Consider the following 17,677-nt stretch of genomic DNA (forward strand, 5'->3'; position numbering starts at 1 on the left):
AGAGCACCGTATGACCAGCTGTCCGGCGGACATAGTGCCAACGGCGGCCCTCGGAGGGTGCCAAGATCGGCAAGCTAACGAAGTACGTCGACCAGGCGCTGCACGGCGGGCACGATCGCGGCCTCGCCGACCGCCGCGTAGCCGAGCACGACTCCGCTGAGCTCGCCTTGGCCCACGTAGTAACGGTCGACGCTGTGCAGGGACAGCGAAGCGGGTGCGGCACGCTCGGTGAGCGTCTGCTCGTCGATCGGGTGGTCGGTGAGACACGCCAGGAAACTCCCGCCCGCCGAGTCGGCCCGCACGGTCAGCCAGTCGGCCCCGTACTGCCCCAGCGCGGCGACCAGCGCTGCGCGGCGGCTCGCGCACACGTCCCGCACCCGACGCAGATAACGCGGAAAGTACTGGTAGTTCACGAAATCCGCGAGCACGTGCTGGATCAGCGAGGACACCCCGCTGCCCGACTGCCACAGCACCGCGCTGATCGGGTCGACCAACGACTCCGGCAGCACGCAGTACCCGGCACGGATCTCGGGGAACAACAGGTTGCGGAACGTGCCGACGTGGATGACCTGTCCGTGCGCGTCCTCGGTCTGCAACGGCGGCGCCGCGTCCGGCGCCAGGAACGGCGCCTCGGTGTCCAACTCCACGACCCACGAACCGGTCCGCGATGCCCAGTCGAGCAAACCCTTGCGCCGCCGCTCGGACATGACTGTTCCCAGCGGCAGTTGCCGCGCCGGGGACACGATGGCCATTCGCGCGTCGGGACCGGCGTCCACGACGATGCCTTCGTCGTCCACCGGCACCGGGCAGACGCGCTGCCCGTGCCACGTCGCCACCGCACGGGCTTCGATGGTGCCGGGTTCCTCCAGCCAGACGGCGTCGCCCGGTTCCAGCAGCGAACGGACCACCAGATCCAGCGCGTGTTCCGCGCCACGAGTGACCACGACTTGTTCGGCACGGCACCGCACTCCGCGCATGAGACCCAGATACGCCGCGATCGCCTCCCGCAACGGGGCGAAGCCCAGCGTCTCGCAGCCGCTGAGCAGCCGCACGGGTGGTTTGCGCAGCCTGTTCGCCGTCAGCTTCCCCCACAACGACGACGGGAACACGTCCAGCGGAGGCATGCCGACGGCGAACGGCCGGTTGCACGCGCTGCGGTCGATCAGGTGGCCCGGGCCGTTCGCGATGGCCGTTCGCGCGCGGCCGGACAACGCGTCACAACGTCCTGGAGCGGGTGGCGGCACCAGTGCCCGCGGCGGCGGGAGGACCACTGTGCCCGCTCCCGGCGCGCCGTCGATGCAATTGTCCTGCCGCAGGCGTTGATACGCCAACAAGACGGTATTGCGGGATATTCCCAATTCGTCGGCCAGGGTTCTCGACGCGGGCAATCTGGTACCCGGTGCGAATTGCCGTCGCACCACGATGAGGTCCCGCAGCTGCGTGTAGAGCTGCTGGTACATGGGTTCACGGCTGTCCCTGTCGAGCAGCAGCCCCCAGCCCGGTGGGGTGGTCATGAGCCGAGCGAACCACGGCTGACCTGCGTGCATGCCCGGATACGCGTGATCGGCCCGCACTTGGTCAAGTCGCGGCGCGCGATACGTGCGAAGACTTTTCACACACCGTTGTCCAGTCACTTATCGCACACCCTTCGACGAGGCGGCAACCGCAGGTGGGAGGTGTTTTGAATCCTGTGTGCCACCCGGCGATCCGCAATTGTCCGTTAGCGTTTCCGGTATCGAGGAAACCGGGACAAGATTGGGGGACACCTCATGTGGTTTCGTGTGCTCGGGCCGCTCGGCGTGTCGGTTGACTGGGAGCCGGTCTCGCTCGGCAGGAACCGTCAGCTGACCGTGCTCGCGGTGCTGTTGTTGGAGGTCAACAAGACCGTGTCGGTGGGGCGGTTGATTGAAGCCGTCTGGAGCGGGTGCGCCCCGAAGACCGCGTCGGAACAGATCCAGACGTGCGTCTGGCGGCTTCGGCGGGCGTTCGTGGCCGCGGGCGCCGGCAGCGGGCTGATCGAGACGACCGCGTCCGGCTACTCGCTCCGGCTGGCCGCCGACAAGATCGACACGGGCGTGTTCGAGACGTGGGTCCGCGAGGCGCGGGCGATCGCTGACGCCGGGGACCACCGCGAGGCGATCGCCGTGTACCGCAAGGCGTTGCGCCTGTTCCGCGGTCCCGTGCTCGCGGAGGTGGACAGCCCGGTCGTGCGAGCGGTCGCGGCCAAGTGGGACGAGCGGATGCTCTCGGTGCTCGAGGACTGCGTGGAACTGGAACTCGCGTCCGGAATGGACGCCCACCTGGTCGACGAACTGACCGCGCTGGTCGAACAGCACCCGTTGCGCGAGCGGTTGCGCTGGCAGCTGATGCTCGCGTTGCACCGCGACGACCGCCGAGCCGATGCGCTGGCGGTGTACCGGGCGGGGCGTGCGGTGATGGTCGACGAACTCGGTGTCGAACCCGGCCGCAAACTCCAGGAACTGCACGACAGGATCCTCAACGGGGAACCGCCGCAACGGGCCGTGGTTGCCACCGCGGCCGTTCGTGTTCCGGCGCAACTGCTCGCCGACGCGCCGGACTTCGTCGAACGCCCGGAGCACACCGACGAGATCCGCCGCGTGCTGACCGCGGACGACACGGCCGGTGTGCGAATCGTCGCGTTGCTGGGCAGGTGCGGCGCCGGGAAGTCCACATTGGCCACGCACGTGGCGCACCAGCTGCGTGACCGGTTCCCGGACGGGCAGCTCTACGCCGAACTGGGTGAGGCCGGGATCGGCGACATCGCGTGTGGTTTCCTGCGGGCACTGGGTGTCTCGGACGCGCGCATCCCCGCCGACCCGGACGAGCGGACAGCGATGTACCGCAGCCTGCTGGCCACCCGCCGGGTGCTGGTCGTGCTCGACGACGTGGTGGACGCGCACCAGGTGCGGCCGCTGCTGCCGGGCGGGCCTGGCTCGGCGGTGCTGATGACCAGCCGTACCACCGTCACGGAGCTGGCCGGGGTGTACCCGGTCGAGGTCGGTGCGCTGACCGAGTCGGAAGCCGTCGAGATGTTCACCGGGATCGTCGGCGCGCACCGCGCGCTCGTCGAACCGGAGGCGATGCGGGAGATCCTGCGCCTGGCCGGACACCTGCCCCTGCCGGTGCGGGCCGCGGCCGCCCGCCTGGTCGCCCGGCCGCACCTGAGCCTCCGGCACCTCGCGTCGCGGCTGCGTGATCCACGGCGGCGGCTGGACGAGTTCTCCCACGGCACGCTCGACATCCGAGCCAGTCTGAAGTCCGCGACAACCGGCATGCCGGACGCGGCGAAACACATGTGGTACTCGCTGAGCACTCTGCCCCGCGAAGGTTTTGACGTGTACGAGGCGAGCGCCGGTTCGGCGCGGACTGTGCACGAGTCGGAGCGGCTGCTCGACCTCCTCGTCGACCGACGGGTCGTCGACATCGCCGGCGTGGACGAACGCGGCAACGTCCGCTACCGCCTGCACGAACTCATCGCTCTGTACGCCGCGGAACTGAGCCGGACGCAGCTGTCCCAGCCGGTGCGCGAACGGCGCGCGGCGTGACCACTACGAAAGGTGACCAGCCATGACACCCTCTGTGTCAACCCCAAGATCGGACGCAGGCCGCGTGGCACCCAACCGCACCTCAGGGGAACGTGGCGCAAACCAACCACCAGTACGCACCGAACTGAACGGTGCCAGCCCAAGGTGACCAAGCGCCGAAATTCCGGAGAGGCGGAACTGTCATGACCGACCAGGCCACAGAGGAAATGTTGGACGCACGGCGGCTGCGGGACATCCTCGGCCGGTTCGCCACCGGCGTCGTCGCGATCACCGGACTGGACCCGCGCACCGGCCGTCCGGTCGGGCTCGCGGTCAACTCGTTCACGTCGGTGTCCCTGGATCCACCGCTCGTCGCGTTCTGCGTGGCACACACGAGCACGAGCTGGCCGGTCGTGCGCACGTCCGGCCGGTACTGCCTCAACATCCTCGGCGACGACCAGCGCAAGGTGTCCGCGCAGGTGGCGGCCAAGGGCGGGGACAAGTTCCGCGGGCTGGACTGGTCCGCGTCGCCGGGCGGGATGCCCGTGCTGCCGGGCTCGGTGGCGTGGCTGGAGTGCTCGCTGTTCGCCGAGCACCTCGCCGGGGACCACGTCATCGTCGTCGCCAGGGTGCACCACGCCGACCTCGGCGACGGCGCGCGTCCGCTCGTGTTCTTCGGCAGCGAGTACGGCACGTTCAGCACTCCCGCCTAACCTGGACCGTGGCGCGGTTTCACCCCGGTGGAATCGCGCCGCCGCGGCCGATGAATGTCTCCGCCGCGGGCAACGGCTCCTCCTGCCGCTCCGGGATGGAACCGTACTCGGCTTCCTGGAATCCGGATTCGCCGAGCCATGCCCGCAATGTTCCCGGCGGTCGCGCTGTGATGGGAGTGGCGATTGCCCGCAACAGCAGCGCGGCCGCCAGCCCCAGTTGGTCGGGGTCGAGCGGGGGCTGGTCGGTGAGCAGCGTGGCCGCGACGTACACATCCCGCTCGAACGCGTTTCGCAAGCCGGTGAGCGGCGCGATGGCCGTGCGCGGTGGGGGCAGGAAATCGAGGATGCCGATGGCCAGGATCCCCACCGGCCTCCCGGTGTCGATCAGGCGCCGGGTTTCGGTGTGGGCGAGTATTTCGCCGGGCTGCTGGATGTCCGCCCGGATCGCGGCCGCGTCGGGGACGCTGTGCAGGATCATCCCGGCGTCCTCGACAGTTTCGGAGTCCATGTCGACGTAGACGACCCGGGCGTCGCCGGCGACGTGGTGGACGTGGTCCGCGGTCGGCAGTCCGGAGCCGAGATCGATGAACTGGTCGACGCCGTTGCCCAGCATCCATTCCACCGCGCGCCGTTGAAAACAGCGTTGTGCTCGGATGATTCCGGTCAGCGCCGGAAAGGCGGCCGCCAGGTCGGCGGCAAACGTCCGATCATGTGCGTTGTGCAGGCTTCCACCGAGAATGTGGTCGTATACGCGCGCGATGTTGGGTTGCCGCGGGTCTGTCCGTCGGTCGGCTGTGGCATCAGGCAACGGCGGCTCCTTCCGGCACCTGAAATGCTACTGGGACACGACGGCGCTGAGATCCGCTGAAGGAGCACGGTCCCCGAGCGGGAGAGTCACACGCCGAACATGGGCACCCACTCTTTCGAGTGAATTCGTACCTATGGTCGCGGCCCGGTGGCGTGATACCTGCTGAGGGCATCGTCGTGGTGCCTTGGCACAGGCAGATCATCACGAGGGGTAGACGGGGATGGACCGTGGTCGGGGCGGCGGAGCGTGACCGATGAGCCCGACGGGCCGGGCGTGTCCGGGCGTGACTCTGTTCCGGATGACTTCGACGACAAGTACCCACTGCTCTGGGAATTGTCATACCAGTACGTCCGTTATCGCCGCGGCACTGTCGCCGACGCCAACGAAATCGCGGACGAGGTCATGTTCAAGGTGATGCGGCGGTGGGATGACCTCGTTTCCAGGGATCGGCTCGAAGCCTATGTCCGCACGGCGACGGAAAAAATGCTGCTCGACCGGTTCCGGCGGCGCAAGAGAAAACCTGAGATCTTGACCGATTTCTCACCGGAAGCTCACCAGCCGCGTCCATCCAACAGCAATGCCGAGGCACGAGTCGAGCTGAACGCGACCTTGGACGAGGTGAGCCGCCTCCCACCAAGGGAACGGGAGGTGATCATCAGTTCGGCGTATGAAGGGCTCACTCCGAGAGAAATAGCGGAGCGAATCGGCTGCACACCGGCGACCGTGCGCCAGTACCTCTACGAAGCGCGCCGGAAACTCCGGCATCGTCTCGACCACGATCCACCCGCGGACCGAAGCCCTCCCCGTCCCCCGGTGCGTGACACGGATGATGACGACAGTTCGGACGGAGAGGATGCCGGATGACCGCAAGGATTCGCCGCTGGCTGTCCCGATTGCCCTTCCGGGCGCCGCGCATCAGCGAGCAGGAGCTCGACCGGCGGCTGACCGGCGTCCGGGACATGATCTGGGCCGAGCCCAACCCGCACGAGGACCCCGACTACCGCAGGGCGTTCGTCCAGAAGCTGGCGAGGCGGGCGGGGTGGGCGTCCCCTTTCGACGACGCGGACACCGCTGACCCCGGCCCCGGCCGGGTTTCCACCCCCGCGGGCTTAGAGGTCGTCGTCGCCAGGTGGGAGGTGGCGCTCGCCGACAGGAGCTACCTGCCGTCGGACCCCACGGCGGAACTGGCGCGGCTGGTGCAGAACCTCTCGCTGCACGTGCTCTCGCCCGGCCTGGCGACGGTGTCGCCCGGCGAGATCGGGTCTCGGCTCGCCCAGGAGTTCATGGTCACCACGCCGTCCTTCGGCGCCAGCGTGCGCCTGCTGGGGGACTTCCTGAGCACACTCGCCACCGGCGACCGGTGGCTGGGTGTCATCGCGGAGTTCTCCGAGGGATACGCGGCGGGAGTGCGTAACCGCGCGCTCCAGGAACAGACGACCATGCTCACCGCGCTGGACAACGCCTGGGCCGAGCGCCAGTTCGACGCGCTGCGGGACGCGAGGCACTTCCGGGAGATCTTCCGCGAGTCGCCGGTGGCGATGGGAGTGCTGGACTCGGGCGGCCGGATCACCCATTCGAACCGGTCGCTGCAGGAGCTGCTCGGCCGCGCCGGGGACCACCTGCGTGGACTGGAACTGGCCACGTTCGCCCACACCGCGCAGGACCGTGACGTGATCCGGTCGCTCTACCGGCGGCCCGGCCAGCCACCCGCGGGAACCGGCCCGCGGCAGGTGCAGCTCACCGCGTTCACCGGTCGCCGGATCTGGGTCTCGTTGTGCGTCGACGACCGCTCCCCGGAGCACGACATCCACGTCGTCATGGTCAACGCCATCGACTCGATGCAGATCCGAAGATGGCTGGACCACAGGGCCGAGCGCGACGACGTCACCGAACTGCCCGATCAGCGCAGCTTCCTGCGGCGGTTGAAGGACCTGCTCGCCGACAGGCGGGCGGCCCTGGGTGTGGGCGTCTACGCCATCCGCCTCGACGGGCTGTCCGCGATCACCAAGCGCCTCGGTGCCGCGGCGGGCGCCAGAGCGGGCCGAATCCTCGCCGCCAGGGCCCAGTCCGGCGCCGACAGCGCCGAACTCGTCGCCCAACTGGACGATCACACCCTCGGTTTCCTGATCGCCGACCCGGCCGGCTGGGCCAGCGCGGGCGACATGATCAAACGGCTGGTGGCGCTGCTCGGCGGGCCGCTGCAGGTCGGCAACGACAAACCCGTCGCCGTCACCCCCGTGGTCGGGGCGGCGCAGACACGTTCCCGCGACACGGACCCGGCCGTGTTGCTGCGATGGGTGTACCAGTCGCTCGACGCCGCGACGGTGGACACAAGTGACGCGGTCGCGTTCCACGACCCCGAATCGGTCGAGTGGCGATGGGAACGGGACCGCAATCTCGCGCTGACGCGGCTGCCCAGAGCACTGGAGACCGGCGAGGTGTGGTTCACGCACGCGCCCATCGCGTCGGCCGAGACGGGGGAGATCGTCGGGGCGCACGCCACCCCGGACTGGCGGCGTCCCCAACAGTGGCCGGTCCCGCTCAGCGACGTGCTGCGGCTGGCCACCGACATGGACTGGTCGATGCGGATCAGCGTCTGGATGATCCGACAGGCGGCCGGGCAGATCGCGGAGTGGTACCGCCTGTTCGGCGACCAGGCCCCGTTCCTGCGGATCGACCTGCCGAAGGGACTCGTGCTCAACGACGCGCTCGCCGAGCACCTCTCCGATGCGCTGCGGGCGCACTCGTTCCCGACGAAACTCCTGCAGCTGGGCTTCCACGAGTCCAGCCTCGTGCGTGCGGGCAGGAGGTGCCAGCAGGTCGTGACCATCGCGAGTACGGGAGTCGGGCTGGTGCTCAACGGGTTCGGTGTGGACGTCCGGCACATCAACCTCGTTCCGCAGCTCTACCTCGGCGGCATGGTGATCCCGCCCGAGCTCGCGCCGGAACTGACCACCCACCCCATCCGATCGGCGACGTCGGTGATCAAGTCGTTGATCGAGCTGGCGCACAAGCTCGAAGCCGAGGTCACTGTGCAGGCCGTCGACTCGACCGCCCAGGAGGGCAAGGCCCGCGAGTTCGGCTGCCGGCACATCGAAGGCGACGTCGTCGGCAAACCCGAACGCGCGGTGGACTTCGCCACCCGGTACCTCGACGTCCCGCACGACATCCAGACCGCTTGACCCGCAAGGAGAATCGCCGGAAGGCAGGCACAACCCGTGGAACACCACAGTCCGGCTGTCCACCGCACCATCGTCGTCGTCGACATGGAACGGTTCACCGACCCACGCCGCACCAACCGGCACCACCTGACGATGCGGTCAGGCCTGAACGCGGCTGTCCGGCGGGCGGTCCAGCGCAGCCACATCGCCTGGCCGGAGTGCCACCACGAGGACCGCGGCGACGGGATGCTCCTGCTCATTCCGCCGCACGTGCCAAAAAGCACGGTTCTGACCGTCCTGCTCGGCCACCTCGCCCGTGAGATCGACGACTACAACGGACGGCACAGCAGGCTGGCGAGCGTGCGGGTGCGTGTCGCGCTGCACGCCGGGGAGATCAGTTTCGACGAGCACGGCGTCACCGCGCCGTCGATCAACGACACCTTCCGGCTCGTCGAGGCGCAGGACCTGAAGGAGACGCTGGCGCGATCACCGCACCCGCTCGCCCTGATCGTCTCGTCGTGGTTCTTCCACGAGGTCGTCTGGCACAGTCCCGTGCCGACCCAGCGCGACTACTGGCCGGTGCCGGTCGACTGCAAGGGACGGGTCGACACCGGCTGGATCTGTCCACCTAGGCCGTCCCTTTCGGACAGAAGCAGGGTGGTCGACGGTGTGGTCCGGCCGATTCTCACCGCGGTCGAGACGGCACCGCCACCGGCACGCGCACGCCCCGGGAAACACCGCGCGCCCAGATCAGGCTGGCTGCGTCAGCTGGTCGCGGCCGTGCGGCGTCGTGGCGAAGGCGACCGGGTCCACCCACAGCCGTCGGTGGACTGGCCGCCTGTGCGCCGCGCCAAGGGTGCGGGACCTGACGAACACGTCGCCTGATTACTTGATCCCGCTGATGACGCCGTGCGGGGTCCAGGTGTCGCCGGGGAGCCGCTCGACCTGGGTGAAGCCGACCTCGGTCAGCCAACGCTCGTACTGCCCCCACGGGTAGATCGTGCTGCCGTCGGCCGTGATCGTGGTGAAGTACAGGTTGTCCAGCGCCGCGTACAACGGACCGTCGCCGGTGTCGTCGGACATCACGTTGAAGATCAGCACCCGGCCGCCGTCGTCCAGGGCGTCGTGGGCCTTGCGCAGCAGCGACAGGTTCTCCTCCGGCGACCAGATCACCAGCTGGTTGGCGAACAGCACCGCGTCGTAGCCCTTCGGGTACGTGTCGGCGAAGATGTCGCCTTCGGCCACCTCGATCCGGTCGGTCAGGCCGTTGTCGGCGATCTTCTTCTTCGCGATCGCCACCGCGCCGGGCAGGTCGAGCACGGTGAAGTCCACGCCCGGGTTGACCTTCGCCAGTTCGATCGCGTTCACGCCGTCGCCGCCACCCACGTCGAGCACACGCCGGACACCAGTCAGGTCGGCCTTCGCCACCAGGATCGGGTTGGACAGCCGCGACCACGACCGCATGCACTGGTAGAACAGCTGCTCCAGGTGCGGGGTGGCGGGCAGCCGGTGGTAGAGGTCCGTTCCTTCGCCTTCGAAGTGGCGTAGGCCGACGTTCGTGTTGTGCCGCAAGGACTCCACCAGGTCGCCTTGGGGCGCGTAGACGAACTTCGCCTCGAAGGTGATCAGGTCCGTGATGATCTCCCACTCGTCCGTGGCGAACATCGTGTCGATCAGCTCCGCGTTGCGGTAGCCGCCGTCTTCCATCGTGGTGAGCTTCAACGCGGTCGCGCCGAGCAGCAGCACGTCGACCGGGCGGCGCAGCAGCCCGAGCGCCTCGCTGATCTCGTCGGCGGTCAGCCCTGGCCGCTCGTTGAGCAGTTTGAACAGACCCAGGTCGTTGCCCGCGTTGAGCACCTGGAAGGCAGCCGCCCCGAACAGGGTGCCGACGAAGTCGTCACGGGTGAGCCGGTTGTCGTTGACCACGGGGTTTCTCCATCCTTCCGGGTGGGACGTGCGGTTCGATCGTGTCCGCTCGCCGGTCGCCGCAGGTAGGCGCAGTTGACGTTGTTCGCGCACTTAACGAGATCCGACGCGTTTCTCGTTCGTACCGAGCGCCGCCCGGTGATCGCTCGCTACCGTTTCGGCATTACCTGTTGTGTCTACTGTGCTAGGGGTTTGGGTCATGAGTTCTCGGATCGCGGTCGTGTACTACTCGGCGACGGGCAACGTGCACGCTTCCGCGGAGGCCATCGCTCAGGGGGCGAAGGACGCCGGCGCCGAGGTGCGCCTGCGCCGGGTCGCCGAGACAGCGCCGGACTCCGCGATCGACAAAAACCAGGAGTGGCGCGCGCACCTCGACGCCACCGCCGACGTCCCGGTCGCCACGCTCGACGACCTGATCTGGGCGGACGGCTTCGCGCTCGGCTCGCCGACCCGGTTCGGCAACGTCAGCGCCCAGCTGAAGTCGTTCATCGACACCACGGGCGGACTGTGGCAGGCCGGGCACATGGCAGGCAAGCCGTTGATCGGCTTCACCAGCAGCTACGAACTGCACGGCGGCCAGGAAGCCACGCTCCTCTCGCTGTACAACGTGGCGTGCCACTGGGGCTGCATCGTCGTCCCGACCGGATACGTCGACTACGACATCACCCACACCGCCGGTGGTAACCCGTACGGCATCGGGTACGTCTCCGGTGACGTCGCCACGGTGAAGCTGGAGGACCACCTGAGCCACGCCCGCTGGCAGGGCACCCGACTGGCACAGATCTCGGCCGCTGTCGCGCCGCTGCGGCCGGAACCGCACGACCACTGAGCTGACCGGGAAAGAACCGTGTACGGCAGCCGCCGCACACGGTTCTTCGGCTGAGGGGGTCTGGTCAGCTCGTAGCGGCCACCTCCTTCCTCTCCTTACCCGCCTTGGTTTTCGGTCGGCTCCACCGCCGCATCGCGGGCGCCTCGACGAACCGGAACAGCAGCCAGGCGATGAAGACCGCGATGACGAGGCTCAGCGCGACCAGGCCGAGTGCTTCGACTGCACCGTAGGACTGGGTGCCCGCCGACAGCGGCCCCTTCTGCAGCACAAGCATGTGCACCATGTAGAACGCGAACGAGATCTCACCGAGCCACACCGCGATCCGGCCGCGGAACGGCGACCGCAGGCCCTCGATGTCCGCGGTCGCGCCTGCCGCCACGATCAGCGCCAGCGGGATCGCGGTCGGCGCCACCAGCCCGAACACGTCCGGGATGACCACCATCAACGCGAAACCCGGGATCAGCGTCAGCATCGCGACGTTGAGCCGCACCGGGATCCACCGCCCGGTCATCACGATCCGCGCCATCAGGATGCCGAGCACGAACTCGGGGACCCGCGCGATGGGCAGGCAGTACACGAACCAGTACTCGTACCAGGACACACCGGGGTAGTAGGAGATCTCCGGCGCGTCGGGCATCACCTTGGCCAGCAACGGAACCAGCGCGAGCACGGCGAACGTGACCCCGGCGGCCAGCCACAGCCGCTCGGCGCGGATCTTGTTGGCCGCCTTGAGCAACCAGGGGAACGACAGGTAGAACACCAGCTCGGCGCACAGCGACCAGGCCGGGTCGTTCGGGCTGTAGGTGATGGTCTCCACCGGGAACCAAGCCTGGATCAGCAACGCCGACGGCCCGATGCTCAGGAACGTCGCGGTGCCAGCCACGACCATGAAGATCGTCGCGACCGCCCACGTGGCCAGGTGGTTGGGGAAGATCTTGACCATCCTGCGGCGCCAGAACCGCCGGACCGTGTCGCCGGGCCGCGCGGTCCAGGTGAGCACGAAACCGCTGAGGATGAAGAAGAACGAGACACCCACCCAGCCCAGCCGGGACACCTTGTCGGACAGCACGTCGTTCACGCCGTCGTCGAGGAAGATCCTCGATCCGAACGCGTGGCAGACGAACACCAGGATCGCCGCGAAGAACCGCATCCCGGTCAGGGTCGGCAACCGTGTCGTCGCGGGTGCGGCGGGTAAAGAGGACATGCTGGCTCCTTCGTCAGCCGATCGGCGACGGCATTCGGGCGGTCGCCGCCATCTGCGAGCCACGCTATGACCGGAATCTCTCGCCCCACTCTCCCCCACCCACCCCACTTTTTTGTGCAACCAATGTGGCCTTCGTTGCGTTTTTCGCAACGAAGGCCACATTGGTTGCCAAGCAACGGGGGTGGGGATTATGCCGGGGTGGGCTGCTTTCGCCGTTCCACGGCCGCGGCGAACACCGCGACACCGAGGCCCAGCGCCGCCATCACGGCACCGAGCACAGTCGGTGCCGTGTAGCCCATGCCCGCGCTGATCGTCAGGCCGCCGGCGTAAGCGCCGATCGACGTGCCGAGGTTGGCCGCCGAACCGCCTGCCGCCGCGGCCAGCGTCGGCGCGCCGTCCGCCTTGTCGATCAGTCGTGTCATGAACGCGGGCACCAGCGCGAAACCGGCCGCGCCCATCAGCACCAGCAGGATCGTCGCGGGGATCTTGGCGTCGGCGAAGGCCGCGAACGCGGTCAACACCACGGTCAACGCCGCCAGCCCGCCGAACAGCGTCGCCAGCTGTGCCCGGTCGGCGAACCAGCCGCCAAGCAGGTTGCCCGCGACGAGCCCGACGCCGTAGAGCGCGAGCAGCAGGGTCAGCGCACCCGAGGAGTACCCCGTTACCTGGGTCAACAGCGGCGCGACGTAACTGAAAGACGCGAACAGCGCGCCCATCCCGAGCGTGGTGATCGCCAGTGTCAGCCAGACTTGTGGCAGGCCGAACACCGCGAGTTCGCCGCGCAACCCGCCGCCGGTGGGCTTGGGCTGCGCGGGCACGAGCGCCGCGACCGCGCCGGTGGTGGCCAGCGCGATCGCGGTGATGATCCAGAAGGTGGCGCGCCAGCCGAGGTTCTGCCCGACCAGCGTGCCAAGGGGGGAGCCGAACACGTTGGCGACCGTGATCCCGGTGAAGACCATCGCGATCGCACGGGACCGCAGCCGCGGTTCGACGAGGTTGGCCGCGACGACCGAGCCGATCCCGAGGAACGCCGCCTGCCCGAACGCGGCGAGCACCCGCCCGGCCATCAGCACCGCGTAACCAGGAGCGACCGCGCAGACCAGGTTGCCGAGCACGAACAAGCCCATGGACATCAGCAGCATCGCCCGGTGCGGCAACCGGGTGCCCGCCGCGATGCACAGCGGGCCACCGATCACCACCGCCAGCGCGTAGCCGGAGATCAGCAGGCCCGCGGTGGGGATGCTGACCTCCAGCCCGACCGCGACCTCGGGCAGCAGTCCCGTGATCACGAACTCGGCGGTGCCCATGACGAACGCGCTCAACGCCATGGCCACCAGCGCCAGCGACATCACGCGGTCCCGTTCGGACTGTCGATCAGGTACCGCCACACACCGTCGGGTCCCCGGCGTGCGACGTCGGTGCTGGTGCCGCGCACGTTGACCGGCGTGCCGTCCGGGCCGGTGCCGTCCATCGCCCAGTCCACGATCAACAGTGCGATGTCGCCGGTGACGTAGGTGTGCCTCGGGGTGGCCCGCAGCGGCACACCCCTGGCCACCGACTCCTCGACGCTGCGGCCGAGTTCGGCGCCGGACAGCGCGAAACCCGGCTCGGCGATGAAGATCGCGTCCTGGTCGAACAGCCGCTCGACGGCCGTGCTGCTGCCGGAGTTGAAGGCGCGGGCGAAGACGCCGGGCAGTTGGCTTGCTTCCAACGCCAGGTCGACGGTTTCGATCTGCTCGGTCATGGTGGGTTCCTAGTCGGCCGCGGGTTCTGGCTGGGGGAGCGTGACGATGCCCATCTGCAGCAGCATCGCGAGGTTGTCCGGGATGCCCCAGTGCTCGACGATCTGGCCGTTCTCGAAGCGGGAGACGTCCATGAACCCCATCCGGACGGGGTTGCCGGTGGCGGGCAGGCCGAAGATCGGGCCGTTGTGCGTGCCGGTCGCCTCGATCCGGGACCAGATCCGGTCGCCGACGACGGCCATGTCCTCGATCTCGAAGCGCAGGTCCGGCATGGCCGTGCGCAGGAACGTGATCGCCGCCTTGAGCACGTCCGGGCCGACGCCCTCGGCCTGGACCTCGTGCTCGACGAAGTGCGGCGCGGCGATGGCGTCGACCGCGTCGAGGTCGCCCTTGTTGAAGCACTCGTCGATCAGCCTGCGGTAGACAGCGACGTTCTTGTCCTGTTCGGACATGGTTCCTCCTCGTGCGCGGACTGCGTGGGGGTCAGGAGAGGTCGAAGAAGAGCGCGGGGTCCGGGCCGACCTTCTGCGCGGTGCCGATGTGCCCGATCACGTCCACATCGGACGGCGTCAGCTCGAAGTCGAACACCTCGATGTTGGCCCGGATCCGATCGGCTCGGACCGACTTGGGGATGGCCACGACCCCGCGCTGGATGTGCCAGCGCAGCACGACCTGGGCGGGAGTTTTGCCGTGCGCCTCGGCGATCGCGGTGACCTTCTCGTGCTCGAGCAGGCCCTGGTTGCGGCCGATGGGGCTCCACGCCTGCGTCACGACGCCCCTGGCGATGTGGTACGCGTGCAGGTCGTGCTGGGGGTGGCCCGGGTGCAGTTCGACCTGGTTGACCGACGGGACGACAGCGCACTCGTTCGCCAGCCGGTCGATCTGCTCCGGCGCGAAGTTGGACACGCCGATCGACCGGACCCGGCCGTCGGACTGGAGCTTCTCGAACGCCCGCCAGGTCGCGACGTACTTGTCGAGCCTCGGCCGCGGCCAGTGGATCAGGTAGAGGTCCAGGTAGTCCAGTCCGAGCTTGGCCATGCTCACGTCGAACGCCCGGAGCGTCTCGTCGTAGCCCTGGTCGTCGTTCCACACCTTGGTGGTGATGAACAGGTCTTCGCGGGGGACACCGCATTCGGCGACGGCCTGGCCGACGCCTTCCTCGTTGTCGTAGGCGGTCGCGGTGTCGATCAGCCGGTAGCCCGCGTCGATCGCGGTCCGGGTCGCCTTGACGACCTCGTCGGGCGGGATCTGGAAGACGCCGAAACCGAGCTGCGGGATCCGCACCCCGTCGTTGAGGGTCAGCGTGGTGACCTCTGCCATGGATCCGTCCTTCCTTGCCCGGGTGATGTGCCCACCCCAGGATCAACCCGGCTTGCTCCTCGCCGGGTGTTTCCCGGTGTTTTGACTGTGTACTTCGGAAAGTCAGGCACGTGCGGGGCGGTGCTTCACGGGATACTGGTGTTATGAGCGCGTTCACGGTGGGTGGGGGAGTCGAGTGGCCGGTCGAGCCGGGCCGCTACCGGATCGTGGTCAGCCGGGCCTGTCCATGGGCCAGCCGGGTGTTGGTGGTCCTGCGGCTGCTCGGTTTGGAGGACGTCGTTTCGGTGGCCTACGCCGATCCGATCCAGGACGAGCACGGGTGGGGCTTTCCCGGTGGTGATCCCGTGCTGGGGATTCGGTACCTCAGTGAGGCCTATCTGGCGGCTGGTGCCGACCACGACGGCTACAGCGTGCCCGCTGTGGTGGATGTGCCTTCGGGCAAGCTGGTGACCAACGACCACGAGTTCATCACGGTCGATCTCGCTACCCGGTGGGGTGCCTATGCTCGTGCCGGCGCTCCTGATCTGTATCCCTTGGAGTTGCGGGACGAGATCGACGCGGTGAACCGGCGGTTGGCCCATGATGTGAACTACGGGGTTTACACGTGCGGTTTCGCGACTTCGCAGGCCGAGTACGACAAGGCGTACGGGTTGCTGTTCGCTGCTCTCGACGAGTTGAACTCTCGGTTGGCTGGGCAGCGTTACCTCGTGGGCTCTCAGATCACCGAAGCCGATATCCGGTTGTTCACGGTGCTGGTCCGGTTCGACGTGGTGTACCACGGGCACTTCAAGTGCAACCGGTCCAAGTTGACCGAGATGCCCGTGCTGTGGGCCTACGCGCGCGATCTGTTCCAGACTCCCGGTTTCGGCGAGACAGTGGACTTCGAAGAGATCAAGCTGCACTACCACCGCGTGCACACCGAGATCAATCCTTCTCGGATCATCCCCGGTGGCCCGGACCTGTCCGGCTGGCTGACACCCCACAACCGCCAAACCCCCAAAGTACCCTCGTGAGTGTTTGTCCGGGTTCCAACCCGGACAAACACTCACGAGGGGTGGTGGGTCAGCTGTACCAGCCTGGTTTGGGGATCTCGTCGTGCAGGAGGAAGTTTCCGATTTCCTGCTTCTGGTAGAACACCGGGTCGTGCAGGGTGTGCGTACGCGCGTTGCGCCAGAAGCGGTCGAAGCGGAACTTCTCCGATGTGGACCTTGCTCCGGTGATCTCGAAGATCCTTGACGTGATCTCCAGTGCTGTCGCGTCCGCGATGATCTTCACCGACGCGCTTCGGATCTTGTACTCGCCTCGGCTGCGGGGTGTCACCGCGTCCGGGTTCCGGTGCAGTTCGAGGCCTTCCTGAGCCACCTGGTCCACCAGGGCATCCGCTGCCCACAGCTTGGCTGTCAGGTCTCCCAGGACGTCGAGGACTCGGGGTTCGTCGACGAGGCGGTCGTAGCCACCCCAGCCCTTGCCGTGTTTGTGTGCGTAGACCGCTGTCTCGTCGAGCGCCTGGGCCGCTATGCCCAGCCAGATCGCGCCGAACACCAGCTGTCCCAGTGGGACGTTCATGGTCGCGTAGGCGCGCTCGTGGAACTTCTTGTCCGCCGTGAAGCCGATCGCGTCCTTCCAGGGGACTCGGACGTCCTTGATCGTCGTGCTTCCGCTCTCGGTCAGGCGCTGGCCCATGTTGTCCCAGTTGTCATGGGGGATCATGCCCGGCTGGTTCGTCGGGACCGGGGCCACCACGTGGATGTCCGTTCCCTCCAGCACTCCTTCGAGGATCGTCACGTCCGAGATCTTCACGCCGGTGGCGAAGTTCTTCTTGCCGTTGAAGACCAGGTAGTCGCCCTCGTCACGGACTACCACGTCGTTGTCGCGCGCGTTGATCGCGCCTGCCATCACCCAGTTGTTGCGGGTCGCCTCCGCTTCGATCCTGGTGATCTGCTCCGGGGTTCCGGCCATGCGGGGCACGTTGAACCACATGTAGTGGTAACCGAGCAGGTGTCCAATTGATCCGTCTCCCCTGGACACCTCCCTGATCACCTTGTACGCCAACGGCCATTCGCCCGCGCCGCCACCCAGTTCCTTCGGGCCGAAGAGCCTGTTGAGGCCGGATGCCTTCAGCAGCGCGATCTCGTCGTACGGTGTCTTGTTCGCGCGGTCTCGGGCCGCGTCGTCCAGTGCGTAGATGTCACGCAGCTCTTTCGCCCTGGCGATCCAGCCTTCCGGTGTGGTGGGCGTGCCCTCCCGCGCCCATTTCTCCGGTGCGCCGGGCACTACCTCGGCAGGCGGCTGTTGTGTGCTGGTCACAGGTCCTCCTCTAGCGGTGCAGCGGTCGCGGCCTCGACTGGTTTCCCTGTGCCGCCCGCTTCAGCGAGATCTAAGCAACGGTATCGCCGGGGTGGCGGCGTTTCCCGCTGTCACGCCACCAC

The 17,677-nt window shown here is 67.9% G+C and carries 16 protein-coding genes; 7 read left to right on the forward strand and 9 right to left on the reverse strand.

The annotated features are described in order from the left end of the window. Positions 1–74: 74 nt before the first annotated feature. Positions 75–1,514 carry an aminotransferase-like domain-containing protein gene (locus ALI144C_RS58685; RefSeq protein ID WP_076988215.1) on the reverse strand — a complete coding sequence of 480 codons (1,440 nt, stop codon included), beginning with the start codon at positions 1,512–1,514 and terminating at the stop codon, positions 75–77. 255 nt (positions 1,515–1,769) lie between these two features. Between ALI144C_RS58685 and ALI144C_RS17725 the strand changes: the two genes are divergently transcribed. Next, the gene (locus tag ALI144C_RS17725; RefSeq protein WP_076988216.1) at positions 1,770–3,566 is read left to right on the forward strand and encodes an AfsR/SARP family transcriptional regulator; all 1,797 of its coding nucleotides are present in this window, start codon (positions 1,770–1,772) and stop codon (positions 3,564–3,566) included. A 182-nt stretch (positions 3,567–3,748) separates the two neighbouring features. Continuing rightward, a complete protein-coding gene (locus ALI144C_RS17730) occupies positions 3,749–4,258 on the forward strand; it encodes a flavin reductase family protein (RefSeq protein WP_076988217.1) in 510 nt (169 codons plus the stop codon). A gap of 19 nt (positions 4,259–4,277) precedes the next feature. Here the strand turns inward: ALI144C_RS17730 and ALI144C_RS17735 are convergent, their stop codons facing one another. Then, positions 4,278–5,066 (reverse strand): SAM-dependent methyltransferase, encoded by a 789-nt coding sequence (locus tag ALI144C_RS17735; RefSeq protein ID WP_076988218.1) that lies wholly within the window; start codon positions 5,064–5,066, stop codon positions 4,278–4,280. Positions 5,067–5,312: 246 nt separating this feature from the next. Between ALI144C_RS17735 and ALI144C_RS17740 the strand changes: the two genes are divergently transcribed. Genes ALI144C_RS17740 through ALI144C_RS17750 form a run of 3 tightly spaced genes read left to right on the forward strand, consistent with a single transcriptional unit; the run spans position 5,313 to position 9,112 of the window. Further along, positions 5,313–5,930, forward strand: coding sequence for an RNA polymerase sigma factor (locus ALI144C_RS17740; protein ID WP_076988219.1), 618 nt, complete (start codon positions 5,313–5,315; stop codon positions 5,928–5,930). After that, a complete protein-coding gene (locus ALI144C_RS17745; RefSeq protein WP_143230699.1) occupies positions 5,927–8,248 on the forward strand; it encodes an EAL domain-containing protein in 2,322 nt (773 codons plus the stop codon). The genes ALI144C_RS17740 and ALI144C_RS17745 overlap by 4 nt, the downstream gene beginning before the upstream one ends. A gap of 36 nt (positions 8,249–8,284) precedes the next feature. After that, positions 8,285–9,112, forward strand: a complete 828-nt coding sequence (locus tag ALI144C_RS17750) for a hypothetical protein (protein WP_076988221.1) — start codon at positions 8,285–8,287, stop codon at positions 9,110–9,112. Here the strand turns inward: ALI144C_RS17750 and ALI144C_RS17755 are convergent, their stop codons facing one another. Next, positions 9,113–10,153 carry a methyltransferase gene (locus ALI144C_RS17755; RefSeq protein WP_076988222.1) on the reverse strand — a complete coding sequence of 347 codons (1,041 nt, stop codon included), beginning with the start codon at positions 10,151–10,153 and terminating at the stop codon, positions 9,113–9,115. Between the two features lie 199 nt (positions 10,154–10,352). On the opposite strand from ALI144C_RS17755, the gene wrbA reads away from it, so the two are divergent. Then, positions 10,353–10,982, forward strand: a complete 630-nt coding sequence (gene wrbA / locus ALI144C_RS17760; RefSeq protein ID WP_076988223.1) for an NAD(P)H:quinone oxidoreductase — start codon at positions 10,353–10,355, stop codon at positions 10,980–10,982. A gap of 64 nt (positions 10,983–11,046) precedes the next feature. On the opposite strand, the gene ALI144C_RS17765 is transcribed toward wrbA, so the two are convergent. From ALI144C_RS17765 to ALI144C_RS17785, 5 genes are all read right to left on the reverse strand, one after another. Further along, positions 11,047–12,186 (reverse strand): acyltransferase family protein, encoded by a 1,140-nt coding sequence (locus ALI144C_RS17765; RefSeq protein ID WP_076988224.1) that lies wholly within the window; start codon positions 12,184–12,186, stop codon positions 11,047–11,049. Positions 12,187–12,374: 188 nt separating this feature from the next. Continuing rightward, positions 12,375–13,535 carry an MFS transporter gene (locus ALI144C_RS17770; RefSeq protein WP_076988225.1) on the reverse strand — a complete coding sequence of 387 codons (1,161 nt, stop codon included), beginning with the start codon at positions 13,533–13,535 and terminating at the stop codon, positions 12,375–12,377. After that, a complete protein-coding gene (locus tag ALI144C_RS17775) occupies positions 13,535–13,930 on the reverse strand; it encodes a YybH family protein (protein WP_076988226.1) in 396 nt (131 codons plus the stop codon). Before ALI144C_RS17775 ends, ALI144C_RS17770 begins: the two co-directional genes overlap by 1 nt. A gap of 9 nt (positions 13,931–13,939) precedes the next feature. Continuing rightward, positions 13,940–14,380: an ester cyclase gene (locus ALI144C_RS17780; RefSeq protein WP_076988227.1), complete on the reverse strand. Its 441-nt coding sequence runs from the start codon at positions 14,378–14,380 to the stop codon at positions 13,940–13,942. 31 nt (positions 14,381–14,411) lie between these two features. Next, the gene (locus ALI144C_RS17785; RefSeq protein WP_076988228.1) at positions 14,412–15,248 is read right to left on the reverse strand and encodes an aldo/keto reductase; all 837 of its coding nucleotides are present in this window, start codon (positions 15,246–15,248) and stop codon (positions 14,412–14,414) included. A 143-nt stretch (positions 15,249–15,391) separates the two neighbouring features. Here ALI144C_RS17785 and ALI144C_RS17790 point away from each other — a divergent pair, with 143 nt between their 5' ends. Beyond that, the gene (locus ALI144C_RS17790; protein ID WP_076988229.1) at positions 15,392–16,261 is read left to right on the forward strand and encodes a glutathione S-transferase C-terminal domain-containing protein; all 870 of its coding nucleotides are present in this window, start codon (positions 15,392–15,394) and stop codon (positions 16,259–16,261) included. Positions 16,262–16,310: 49 nt separating this feature from the next. Here ALI144C_RS17790 and ALI144C_RS17795 read toward each other — a convergent pair whose 3' ends face one another. Next, positions 16,311–17,555: an acyl-CoA dehydrogenase family protein gene (locus ALI144C_RS17795; protein WP_330359594.1), complete on the reverse strand. Its 1,245-nt coding sequence runs from the start codon at positions 17,553–17,555 to the stop codon at positions 16,311–16,313. Positions 17,556–17,677 lie beyond the last annotated feature (122 nt).

This window comes from Actinosynnema sp. ALI-1.44 (genome assembly GCF_001984155.1).
GTDB lineage: Bacteria > Actinomycetota > Actinomycetes > Mycobacteriales > Pseudonocardiaceae > Kibdelosporangium.